The organism is Sphingobium quisquiliarum P25, from assembly GCF_000445065.1.
In the GTDB taxonomy this organism is placed as follows: domain Bacteria; phylum Pseudomonadota; class Alphaproteobacteria; order Sphingomonadales; family Sphingomonadaceae; genus Sphingobium; species Sphingobium quisquiliarum.
In genome coordinates this window covers 1-11,441 of sequence record NZ_ATHO01000024.1, presented here as the reverse complement: position 1 = coordinate 11,441, position 11,441 = coordinate 1, and the positions used below count along the sequence as shown (strand labels likewise).

The window sequence follows — 11,441 nt, the reverse complement described above, 5'->3', positions numbered from 1 at the left end:
CCTGCCGCTCCAGCCGTTCCGACCGCTCCCGCGCCTGATCCGATTGCAGCCTTGCCGTCCTTAGCGCTTCCTGCTCCTGTTGCAGGCTGGTGCGACCGGTGCCTTGCAGGATGATGCCTGATCCGGGAGCGGCGGTCAGGCGCGCTGTCCCCGCCATGGCGGCCGCGGCCAGTAACGCTGCGATGATCGCCGACCGTTTCAACCTGTCCCCCGACCGCGGTGTCTTCCGCAAACCCGCAACAGGTCTAGGCGCAAAGCCGGGCTCCTGTCGAGCATATGGGCGCGCGCCCCGGTTCACCCTTCCCGGTGATAGGGATGGCCCGACAGGATGGAGCAGGCGCGCCAGAGTTGTTCGGCGAGCATCGCACGCGCCATCATATGCGGCCATGTCATCGCGCCAAAGGCGATCAGCAGGTCCGCGCCGGACCGATCCGCATCGTCAAAGCCATCCGCCGCCCCGATCAGGAAGCGGCATTCGCGGGTCCCCGCATCGCGCCATCCCTCGATGCGGCGGGCGAAATCCATGGAACTGAGCTGCCGGCCCTTTTCATCCAGCATCACCATGACCGTTCCCGGCTGAGCGGGCGGCACCTTGCCGCCTCTGTCGGGCAGTTCAGTGATCCTGTGCGGCATCGTCAGCCGCTTCACATAGCGTTCGACCAGTTCCGCCTCGGCCGAACGCCCGATCTTTCCGCGCGCGATGATGTGGAGCAGCATGTCCTGCCCCTAGCCGTGATCGCGCGCCTTGTCGAAGGCTTAGGCGGTGCCAGCCACCGGCGCGTCGACGAAGCCCCACATCCGTTCCAGATTGTAGAAGCTGCGCACTTCCGGGCGGAACAGGTGGACGATGACGTCGCCTGCGTCGATCAGCACCCAGTCCGCGACCGGCAGGCCTTCCACCCGCGCGGAGCGGCCAGTGGCCTGCTTGATCCGTTCGGCAAGCTTCTGCGCCATGGACGCTACCTGCCGCGAGGAACGGCCGCTGGCGATCACCATATGATCGGCGATGCTGCTCTTGCCCTCCAGGGGAATGGAGATGGTTTCCTGCGCCTGGTCATCATCGAGCGATTTAAGCACCAGGGCGTGCAGGGCTGCAACGCTGTCGGCGTCCTGCGCCGTATCGTTGGCGGGTTGGGTTCTGGTCAAAGAGGCTCCATTCTAGACAATCATCCGGCGCGTGAGCGGGTCGCGCACACGTGCATGTTCATATTCGCGATGCCAGAGAGGGTCGGCCTGCCGCAGCAGGGTCGCCGATCTTGGATCAGGGCGAAAGCGCAAAAGCACAAGCGCCGGCGGTCTCCACTCCGTCCAGTCTGCACTCTGGCGCGCGGGCCGGACGGAACGCCGCAGCCATGCCATGGCCACAGAGCCATAGGCGTCCTTATCATAAGAAGGCCGGGCGATAACTGCAATGGGCATTCGCCGCGCAATGCCGCGCCAATCCCTCCATTGGGCGAACTGCGTCAGATTGTCCGATCCCATCAGCCAGATGAAACGGTGACGCGGGTAGCGCGCTTGCAACCGCCGCAGCGTATCGGCCGTGTAGCGCGTGCGAAGTTGCCTTTCGATGGCTGTCGGGCGGATGATGGACCCACGCGCCACGGCCTTGGCGTGCTGCAACCGGGCGGACAAGGGCGCCATTCCAGCGCGCGGCTTCAACGGATTGCCAGGCGACACCAGCCACCAGACTTCGTCCAGGCGAAGCGCCTCGGCGGCAAAGAGCGAAATGGCGCGATGGCCGCCATGCGCAGGATTGAAGGAGCCGCCAAGAAGGCCGATGCGAGCCATGGGACGGGCCATGCCAGTTGCAGCAGCCCCGCGCAATCTGGTCACGCCCTCAAGCAATGCTCACAATCAATTAGATCGCTCGCTATTTTGTACTGAGCCGCTGCTGTCACTCTGCGGCACTAGGCAGCATTTCCAGGGGATGAAGCGCTTCGGGTGAAGCAGGCTCCCGCACAAGTGCTTCAACAGGCTCCAGTTGCTCCAGTTCCTTGCCGCCCGTTTCGATATTGAGATCGCGCAGCTTCCGCCCGGTGACGAGCACCCTTCCTTCGAAGCTGCCGACGAAGGCGTTATAATCGCCCACCGCTCCGTTGAGCCGGTTGCCAAGCTTCCGCAAGGAAGCCGCCGCGCCCGCGAGCCGTTCATAAAGCTCTTTTCCAAGCATACCGATTCGCTTGGCCTCGTCCGCCATCTTCTCCTGACGCCAGACCGCCGCCACCGTCCGCGCGATGGCTATCAGGTTGGTGGGGGTCGCCAGTAGCACCCGCTTGGCGAAGGCATGGTCCCAGAGCTGCGGATCATGCTCCAGCGCGGCGGACAGGAAATGCTCGCCCGGAACGAACATGATCACATAATCAGGCGCTTCCTCAAACTGCTCAGCATAGCTTTTCCGGCCCAGCGTTTCGACATGAGCGCGCATCGCAGTGGCATGAGCGGTGAGCAGGCGCTTGCGTTCCTCCTCCCCATCGGCCCCATAGGCATCCTGATAGGCGTTGAGCGACACCTTGGCGTCAATTACCAGAGCCCGCCCGCCCGGCACCCGCAGGATAGCGTCCGGGCGCAACCGGCCTTCTTCCCCCTCGACACTTACCTCGGTACGGAAATCGACATGCTCCGACAGGCCGCATGTTTCCAGCACATTGCGCAACTGCTGTTCGCCCCAGCGCCCCCGCGCCTTGGGCGCATGACGCAGCGAATCGACCAGCCGCTGCGCCTCCGCACGAACTGCTTCCTGCCCCGTGCGCATCGATTCGATCTCACCGCGCAAGATGCCATAGGCTTCGGTGCGCTGCTGTTCGATCTGGGTGATCTTCTGGTCGTAGCGTTGGATGGTCTCATTGACCGGGTGCAGCAATTGCTTGAGCTGCGCCTCGCTTTTTTCATGTGCCTGCGCCAGCCGCTGATCAGCGCGCTCCAGGAAATGGCTCTGAGCTTGATGCAGCAGCTTGCCGCCGATTTCGCTGAACTGGGCTGAAAGCTGTTCCTTGGCATCCTTGAGCGCCCTGATTTGCGCCTCGAACGCTTCGGCCCGCGCCTGCGCGTCCGAGCGGAGCGCCGCAAGTTCCCTGGCCGCCGCTTCCCTTGCGGCGCGTTCTTCCTCCAGCCGCCGCGCAAGCTCTCCCGCCTGCGCGGCGCGATCCTGCGCCACCACAAGCTCCTGCAACGCGCCATTCCGCTGCGCTGTCGCGCTTTCCAGCTTAGCGGCAAGCTCCGCTTTTTCAGCCAAAGCCGGGGCAGCAGCCTTGCCCCGCAACAGCCATCCGATGCCCAGTCCCGCCAACAGGGCCACCGCAGTCAAAAGGATGATCAGACTGTCCATGTAAACCCCTCAACGGAACGAAAGGTGAATCTAGACGCCTAAAGTCGACACGGCAAGCCTTCTCTGCCGCTCAACCAAGCGATGCCCTGAAGCGGGCAAGACGTGCTACAGCCTCGTCGATCACCGCATCGCTCTTGGCGAAACAGAGCCGGGCCAGATGGGTAATGGGATCACGGGGGTAAAAGGCGGAGACAGGAATAGCGGCCACTCCAGCCTCGCCGATGATTCTTTCGCAAAATGCCTGATCGGAGAGAGAGATGCCGGACGCGGCAAGATCTATGGTGGAAAACCAGGTTCCAGTTCCGGGATCGACAACATAGCCCGCCGCGCGGAGGCCGCTTGCCAGCCGGTCGCGCGATCGCTGATAATCCGCGCGCACGGCGCTGAACCACGCGTGCGGCTTGCCGAGCCCTTCCGAAACCGCCCATTGCAGATTGGGCGGCGTGGTGAAGGTCAGAAATTGATGTGCGCGTCCGAGCAGCGTCGCAATCGGCGCAGCGGCGCACATCCATCCTACCTTCCAGCCAGTGAGGGAGAAGATCTTGCCTGCCGACCCGATCTTTACAGTACGGCCGCGCATGCCAGGCAGGCCCATGAGCGGGGTATGTGCCAGTCCTTCGAAGGTGACATGCTCCCAAACCTCGTCGCAAATGGCGATCAGGTCGCGCTCAACGCAAAAGCGCGCGATCAGGCTGAGTTGCTCCCTGTCCATAATGGCGGCGCTGGGGTTGAGGGGATTGTTGAGCAGCAGCAGGCGGGTGCGCGAACTTGCGGCGGCCTCCAGCGCCTCCTGCGTGATCCGCCAGCAGGGTGGTGCAAGCCGGATTACGCGCGCCACGCCACCCGCGCGCTCGACCAGCGGCAGATAGGCGTCGTAGAGCGGCGCGAACAGGATGACCTCGTCACCCGGCTGGATCAACGCCAGCAGGGTGGCAGCGATGGCTTCGGTAGCACCGGACGTGACGATCACTTCTTCGGCGGAAAGGTCCAGTTGCTGATGCCGCGCATAATGATCCGCCACCGCCGCGCGCAGTTCGGGCAAGCCTCCGCTCGGAGGATATTGGCTCGACCGCGTTAGCAGGGCGTCTGCGGCTGCCCGCAAGATATCGGCTGGTCCCGGAGCGTCGGGAAAACCTTGTCCCAGATTGATCGCGCCCGCCTGCCGCGCCCGCGCGGACATCTTTTCGAAGATGGTGGCGGGCATGTCCCGGTAAACGGGATGGCCAAGTGAAGCGATAGTCATGAGGCCAGAGCTAGTGGCTCTCACGCCCGGAGTATAGCTTCCGCTGATTTGCCCCATGTTCCTGCATTCTCAGGAACGCGTCACCGCTGCGTGCTGCGAGCGGAATAACTTCTCCCGCTTACCGGTTCACTCCCACTCGATCGTGCCCGGCGGCTTCGATGTATAGTCGTAGACCACCCGGTTGATCCCTTTCACCTCGTTGATGATACGAGTTGCGACGCGGCTCAGGAAGGCGGCGTCGAAGGGATAGATGTCGGCCGTCATGCCGTCAGTCGAGGTGACGGCGCGCAGGGCGCAGACGCTATCATAGGTGCGATGGTCGCCCATCACGCCGACGGTCCGCACCGGCAGCAGCACGGCGAAGGCCTGCCAGATCGCATCATACAGCCCGGCGTTGCGGATTTCCTCCAGATAGATGAGGTCCGCCTTGCGCAATATGTCGCAGCGTTCCTTGCTCACTTCTCCGGGAATGCGAATCGCGAGGCCGGGCCCGGGGAAGGGGTGGCGGCCGACGAAGACGTCCGGTAGCCCCAGTTCGCGGCCAAGCTCGCGCACTTCATCCTTGAACAGTTCGCGCAGAGGTTCGACGAGCTTCATGTTCATGCGCTCGGGAAGGCCGCCGACATTATGGTGGCTCTTGATCGTGACTGAAGGCCCGCCAGTGAAGCTGACACTTTCGATCACGTCGGGGTAGAGGGTGCCTTGCGCCAGGAACGCCGCGCCGCCGATCTTCTTCGCTTCATCCTCGAATACGTCAATGAAGGTCTTGCCAATGAACTTGCGCTTGGCTTCGGGATCGGTGACGCCTTCCAGCCCCTTCATGAACAGCGTTTCGGCGTTCACATGGACCAGCGGGATATTGTAGCTGCCCCGGAACAGCGAAACCACCTGCTCCGCCTCGCCCGCGCGCATCAGCCCATGATCTACGAACACGCAGGTCAGCTGATCGCCGATCGCCTCATGGATCAGCACGGCGGCCACCGCGCTGTCGACGCCGCCGGACAAGCCGCATATCACCTTGCCATCGCCCACCTGTTCGCGAATTTCGGCGATCTTGGTCGCGCGGAATTCGGCCATGGTCCAGTCGCCCTTGAGGCCGCAGACATGGCGGGCGAAATTGGCGATCAGCTTGGCGCCATCTGGCGTATGCACCACTTCGGGGTGGAATTGCGTGGCGTAGAAGCGCTTTTCCTCATTGGCGGTCATGGCGAAGGGCGCGCCTTCGCTCACCGCCACCGCTTCGAAACCGGGCGCAAGGCTCGTCACCTTGTCGCCATGGCTCATCCATACCTGATGCCGCTCGCCTACGGACCACAGGCCGTCGAACAGGGCGCAGCGCTTCTTCACTTCGATGAAGGCGCGTCCGAACTCGCCGCTTTCGCCGCCTTCCACTTGGCCGCCCATCTGCTGCATCATCGTCTGCTGCCCATAGCAGATGCCAAGGATCGGGATGCCCGCGTCAAAGAAGGCCTGAGGCGCGCGCGGGCTGTCTTCCCACATCACCGACGATGGTCCGCCCGACAGGATGATGCCCTTGGGCTTCATGCGCTCGAAAGCTTCGGCTGCGCTGTTGAAAGGCGCGATTTCGGAATAGACCCCCGCCTCCCGCACGCGCCGCGCGATCAGCTGGGTCACCTGGCTGCCGAAATCCACGATGAGGATGGAATCCTGAAGGGGCAGCGTCATCGAATCGCCTTTACGAGCCGGAGAGAATGGGATGTGGCGCGGTTAGTGCGTGGCGCCGTCCTTGTCCAGCGAAGGCACGTTGCCGCTCCGTCCGGCGACCCATCCCAGCAGAGCCGCACTTGCCAGCACGATCGCGGCGATCAGGAAGGCGCTGCCGATATGGGGCAGCGCCGGGTTTGGACCCACGGACATGGAATAGATCGCGCCGAAGAAGATTGGGGATATGACCCCCGCGATCGATGCGACGCTGTTGTTGGCTCCCTGCAACTGACCCTGTTCGGATTCGGATACGCGTACCGTCATCAGCGACTGGATGGCCGGCATGGCGAGGCCCCACAGCGCGTTGGGGAACATGGCCGCGACGAACATCCAGCCATTGGGAGCAAGCCCCATGGCGGCGATGCCGATCGCCCCGAAGCTGAGGCCGGTCACCATGGTCCTGCGGTCGCCCAGCCGCTTGACGACGGGACCGACCAGAAGGCCCTGGACGCCCATGTCCATGACGCCGACCAGCGCGAGCAGCGTCCCGACCTGCCACGCGCCCCACCCGTACCGGTCCCCCGCGTAGAGCACGAAGACGGCCGAGAACAGGTGGTGCGCGAAATAGAGGAGGAAATTCACCATCGCCAGGCTCGACAGTTCGGGGTGCGATCGCAGCAGCTTCAACGCGCCGAACGGATTGGCACGGTGCCAGGAAAAGGTCATGCGCTTGGCCGGAGCAAGCGATTCCGGCAGCACGACGAGGCCGTAGAGAAATGCCAGAGCCGACAGGCCTGCTGCAGCCCAGAAGGGCGCGCGCAAGGAGACTTCTCCGAGCACGCCGCCCAGCAACGGCCCGGCGACGAAGCCAGCGCTGAATGCCGCGCCGATAAGGCCATAGCCCCGCGCCCGTTTTTCGGGAGGGGTGATGTCAGCCATATAGGCGAAGGTCGAGGTGAAGCTGGAAGATGTGATGCCGCCCAAAATCCGGCCCACAGCAAGCCACCAGAGATTGGGGGCGAGCGCCATCAGTATGAAATCCAGGGCGAGTCCCGCCACGGAGATCAGGATCACCGGCCGCCTGCCGAAGCGGTCCGAAAGCGAACCGATGATGGGTGAGCAGAGAAATTGCATGACCGCCCACAGCGCCACGAACAGGCCGTTCCACAATCCCGCGGCGCTGGTGGAGCCGGCAAGCTCTCCGATCAGCTGCGGCAGGACGGGAACGACGATGCCCATCGACATGACGTCGAGCAGCGCCGTCACCAGGATGAAGATGATCGCGGCCGGACGGGCAGGGGAGGAAGAATTGGGGGGCATGCGGTAAACGGCTCCTGATCAGCCAGCCGCCTAGGCATTTTGCAGGCGGGAGGGAATAGGAGACTGCGGGCCGCGGAACGAAATCGCTGTTGCTGGTGTGCGGGAACCGTGGGGGAGGGCGGCGTATACGCCGCTTAGCGTGCGGCGCGTTCCCGCTGGAAGTAGACATCCTCGATCCGGCCATTGGCGACCGTGCAGGTGAAATGGCGCAGGCGGCCATCCTGCGCGCGCCAGTGGCTGCGGCTTTCGACATCGCCGTCGATGCGGAAGCCGTTGCGGTTTTCGCGCGGGGCTTCCATCTGGCGCACCTCGGCATAGTCGCCGTTGAGTTCCGCCTCTTCGCGGGCGGCGCGGGCGCAGCCGTCGGTCATGGCCTCGACTTCCTCGTCATCGATGTTCAGGGCGGCGCTGTCATCCCGGCCGTCGCGGCGAGCTGATCCGGCCCGCTCCTCATCGGCGGCGGCGACATCGGAAAAATCATCCTCGGCCCGGGGAGAGACCTGGTCTTCGTTCGCGCGGTTGGCGTAGTCCGAACCGGTGCTGTCCTGATCATCGGCAGGATCGGAGTAATCGTAACGAGGCTGGTTCTGCGCGACCGCCGTGCCGCTTGCCAGCAGCGTCATTCCCAGAACCGATACTGCTATCCACACCGGCTTACCCATCATTCCGCCTCCTTGCGACCGCCGTGCATCGCTAAGCCCGTCAGGCTGTCGGCGGGCTGAACGGGGGGAAGTAGAGAGTGAAATAGGTCATTTAGAGCGATCTCTCCCGGCCTAATATTTCGATATCGCAACGACCTGCCGCGCCAATGAAAAACAGGCTGCGGTTCCATCGAACCGCAGCCTGTTCCCATTTTCCATTCCGCCCGCGCTGGCGAGCGGCTTTTATCGATCAGGCAGCTTCCAGCTCGTCCTCATCGGCGCCCTGGACCGGACCCGAATCCTTGCCCTTGGCATCGACGTCGCGGTCGACCAGCTCGATGATCGCGATCGGGGCAGCGTCCGACGCGCGGATGCCCGCCTTGATCACGCGGGTGTAGCCGCCGTTGCGGTCCGCATAGCGCTCCGCCAGCACGTCGAACAGCTTGGTCAGCTGAACATCGTCCTGCAAGCGGGACTGCGCGAGACGGCGGTTCGACAGGCCGCCCTTCTTGGCGAGGGTGATCAGCTTTTCGACGTAGGGACGCAGTTCCTTCGCCTTGGGCGTGGTCGTCAGGATCTGCTCATGCTTGATGAGCGAGGCGGCGAGATTGCGGAGCAGCGAATTGCGATGCCCGGCGCTGCGTTGCAGCTTGCGATGACCAACCTTGTGACGCATGTCTTCTTCCTTCGTTCGTTAAGGGCCCGTGTGAGGTAGCCCAGACCAGGCGGTGATAAGGGCCACCGCCCAACAGCCCATCCCGCAACCGCCGTTCGTTTCGAGCGAAGTCGAGAAACGCTTCCCGACACGCTGGAAGCGAACGGCCGCCGCTTGCTTAGCCCAGCAGCTCCTGTTCGAGCTTCTTGGCCATTTCCTCGATATTTTCCGGCGGCCAGCCGGGGATGTCCATGCCAAGGCGCAGGCCCATGGACGACAGCACTTCCTTGATTTCGTTCAGCGACTTGCGGCCGAAATTCGGGGTGCGCAGCATCTCGGCTTCGGTCTTCTGGACCAGATCGCCGATATAGATGATGTTGTCGTTCTTGAGGCAGTTGGCGCTGCGGACCGACAGTTCCAGCTCGTCCACCTTCTTGAGCAGGTAGCGGTTGATCTGGTTGGTGTCGCTTTCCGCCTCGGCCGCGGACGAAGCAGCGGCGCCAGCGGCCGGAACGGCGGCGGGCAGCGCGTCTTCGAAGTGGACGAACAGCTGGAGCTGGTCCTGGAGGATGCGGGCGGCATAGGCCACCGCGTCTTCCGGCGTGACGGTGCCGTCGGTCTCGACGGTCAGCGACAGCTTGTCATAGTCCAGTTCCTGGCCGACGCGGGTATTGTCCACCTTGTAGGCGACCTGGCGCACCGGCGAGTAGAGCGCATCGACCGGGATCAGGCCGATGGGCGCATCGGCCGGACGGTTGGCGACGGCGGGGACATAGCCCTTGCCGACGTCGGCGGTCAGTTCCATGTTCAGCGTCGCGCCCTGGTCCAGGTGACAGATCACCAGATCGGGGTTCATCACTTCGATGTCGCCCACGACGCTGATGTCGCCAGCCTTCACCTCGGCCGGGCCGGTGGCGGAGAGCTGGAGCCGCTTGGGGCCATCGCCTTCCATCTTGAGCGCGACCTGCTTGATGTTGAGGACGATGTCCGTCACATCTTCACGCACGCCCGCCAGCGACGAGAATTCGTGGAGCACGTTCTCGATCTTGATCGAGGTGACCGCCGCGCCCTGGAGCGAGGAGAGAAGAACCCGGCGCAGCGCATTGCCGAGCGTCAGGCCAAAGCCGCGCTCCAGCGGTTCGGCAACGAAGGTCGCCTTGCGCCTGCCGTCGCCCGCCGCCTTGATTTCAAGGCTGTTGGGCTTCTTCAATTCCTGCCAGTTCTTCATGTTGACAGTCATGTATTTCCCCTGGGGATGAGGCCGAAACGCTTAAATCCTGGACCCAGACAGGACGTTCCGGCCGATGCAGATGGGTGACCGGGCGACGCGTCCGCCGCCCGACAGCAAGCCTCGCCGGATTAGACGCGGCGGCGCTTGGAAGGACGCACGCCATTGTGCGGGATCGGCGTCACGTCGCGGATCGAGGTGATGTGGAAGCCGACGGCCTGCAACGCGCGCAGCGCCGATTCACGGCCTGACCCCGGACCCTTCACTTCGACTTCCAGGGTGCGCACGCCATGTTCGGCGGCCTTGCGGCCAGCGTCTTCGGCGCAGACCTGCGCGGCGTAGGGGGTCGACTTGCGGCTGCCCTTGAAGCCCATCATGCCGGCCGAGGACCAGCTGATCGCATTGCCCTGGGCGTCCGTGATGGTGACCATGGTGTTGTTGAAGCTGGCGTTCACATGCGCGACGCCGGCTGAAATGTTCTTGCGCTCGCGCCGCTTGATGCGCTGGGGTTCGCGTGCCATTTTGCTCTATCCTACTGAAATCTTGAGTGACCGAGGCTGCGCCCAAGGAGCGCTGCCTCCGGCGGAGTAATTCGTCCCCCGGACGAATTACTTCTTCTTGCCAGCGATCGGCTTCGCCTTGCCCTTGCGGGTGCGCGCATTGGTGTGCGTGCGCTGGCCGCGAACCGGCAGGCCCTTGCGGTGACGCAGGCCGCGATAGCAGGCCAGGTCCATCAGCCGCTTGATGTTCATCGCGGTTTCGCGGCGCAGGTCGCCTTCGACGGTCAGGTCGGAGTCGATCGTTTCGCGGATCTGGAGGACTTCGGCGTCCGACAGGTCCTGAACGCGGCGGCTGTGGTCGATGCCCAGCTTGTCGGCGATGTCGACGGCGGTCTTGCGGCCGATGCCGTGGATGTAGGTGAGCGCGATGATCACGCGCTTGTTGGTCGGGATGTTGACACCCGCAATACGTGCCATGGTATTCTGTACTCCTGCTCCACAGGGCGGTTGGCGCCGCCCCATCTCAAAGCGTCCGGGCCGAGACCCCTATAGAGACTTCGGCCGATTCGATAGACCCCGAGACGCAAAAAAGACGGCCAGTGCCATGCACTGCCGCTCACCAGCGTGTCCGGGATGCGCAGCGCCCTAGCGATTCCGCGCTGGACTGTCAATCCGGTCGGCGGAAGGGGCCGCGCTCATCCAAGCCCCTGCGCACTGCCGCCGCGCCTTTTCGGGTTGAAGCGGGAGGGGGCAGTCGGGCATGGAGGGGCAATGCGCTTTCAACTGCTCTCCGCCGTCCCCGCCTGTCTGGCGTTCCTGCTCGCGTCCTGCGTGGGAGCGCCCCGGCAGCCGCCCCCGCCGCAG

Annotated in this window: 12 protein-coding genes and 1 pseudogene; all 13 read right to left on the bottom strand. The window is 63.9% G+C overall.

Annotated elements, in window-relative coordinates; genetic code table 11:
• Window positions 1-202 (bottom strand): annotated as a pseudogene (locus L288_RS25650) (metalloendopeptidase); the annotation flags it as partial.
• 92 nt (window positions 203-294) lie between these two features.
• Window positions 295-717: a 23S rRNA (pseudouridine(1915)-N(3))-methyltransferase RlmH gene (locus L288_RS25645; RefSeq protein WP_021236997.1), complete on the bottom strand. Its 423-nt coding sequence runs from the start codon at window positions 715-717 to the stop codon at window positions 295-297.
• A gap of 39 nt (window positions 718-756) precedes the next feature.
• Window positions 757-1,146, bottom strand: a complete 390-nt coding sequence (gene rsfS / locus L288_RS25640; RefSeq protein WP_021236996.1) for a ribosome silencing factor — start codon at window positions 1,144-1,146, stop codon at window positions 757-759.
• Window positions 1,147-1,158: 12 nt separating this feature from the next.
• Window positions 1,159-1,788, bottom strand: coding sequence for a nicotinate-nucleotide adenylyltransferase (locus L288_RS25635; RefSeq protein WP_021236995.1), 630 nt, complete (start codon window positions 1,786-1,788; stop codon window positions 1,159-1,161).
• Window positions 1,789-1,894: 106 nt separating this feature from the next.
• Window positions 1,895-3,325 carry a DNA recombination protein RmuC gene (locus L288_RS25630; protein WP_021236994.1) on the bottom strand — a complete coding sequence of 477 codons (1,431 nt, stop codon included), beginning with the start codon at window positions 3,323-3,325 and terminating at the stop codon, window positions 1,895-1,897.
• Between the two features lie 70 nt (window positions 3,326-3,395).
• The gene (locus L288_RS25625) at window positions 3,396-4,568 is read right to left on the bottom strand and encodes an aminotransferase (RefSeq protein WP_031303897.1); all 1,173 of its coding nucleotides are present in this window, start codon (window positions 4,566-4,568) and stop codon (window positions 3,396-3,398) included.
• 126 nt (window positions 4,569-4,694) lie between these two features.
• Window positions 4,695-6,254 (bottom strand): glutamine-hydrolyzing GMP synthase, encoded by a 1,560-nt coding sequence (guaA, locus tag L288_RS25620; RefSeq protein ID WP_021236992.1) that lies wholly within the window; start codon window positions 6,252-6,254, stop codon window positions 4,695-4,697.
• Window positions 6,255-6,296: 42 nt separating this feature from the next.
• Window positions 6,297-7,553, bottom strand: coding sequence for a TCR/Tet family MFS transporter (locus L288_RS25615; RefSeq protein WP_021236991.1), 1,257 nt, complete (start codon window positions 7,551-7,553; stop codon window positions 6,297-6,299).
• A 134-nt stretch (window positions 7,554-7,687) separates the two neighbouring features.
• Window positions 7,688-8,218, bottom strand: a complete 531-nt coding sequence (locus L288_RS25610) for a hypothetical protein (protein WP_021236990.1) — start codon at window positions 8,216-8,218, stop codon at window positions 7,688-7,690.
• 226 nt (window positions 8,219-8,444) lie between these two features.
• Window positions 8,445-8,870, bottom strand: coding sequence for a 50S ribosomal protein L17 (gene rplQ, locus L288_RS25605; RefSeq protein ID WP_021236989.1), 426 nt, complete (start codon window positions 8,868-8,870; stop codon window positions 8,445-8,447).
• Between the two features lie 157 nt (window positions 8,871-9,027).
• Window positions 9,028-10,089, bottom strand: coding sequence for a DNA-directed RNA polymerase subunit alpha (locus tag L288_RS25600; protein ID WP_030538841.1), 1,062 nt, complete (start codon window positions 10,087-10,089; stop codon window positions 9,028-9,030).
• Between the two features lie 119 nt (window positions 10,090-10,208).
• Window positions 10,209-10,598, bottom strand: a complete 390-nt coding sequence (gene rpsK, locus L288_RS25595) for a 30S ribosomal protein S11 (RefSeq protein WP_004208752.1) — start codon at window positions 10,596-10,598, stop codon at window positions 10,209-10,211.
• 87 nt (window positions 10,599-10,685) lie between these two features.
• Window positions 10,686-11,054, bottom strand: a complete 369-nt coding sequence (rpsM, locus tag L288_RS25590) for a 30S ribosomal protein S13 (RefSeq protein WP_021236987.1) — start codon at window positions 11,052-11,054, stop codon at window positions 10,686-10,688.
• Between the last annotated feature and the right edge of the window lie 387 nt (window positions 11,055-11,441).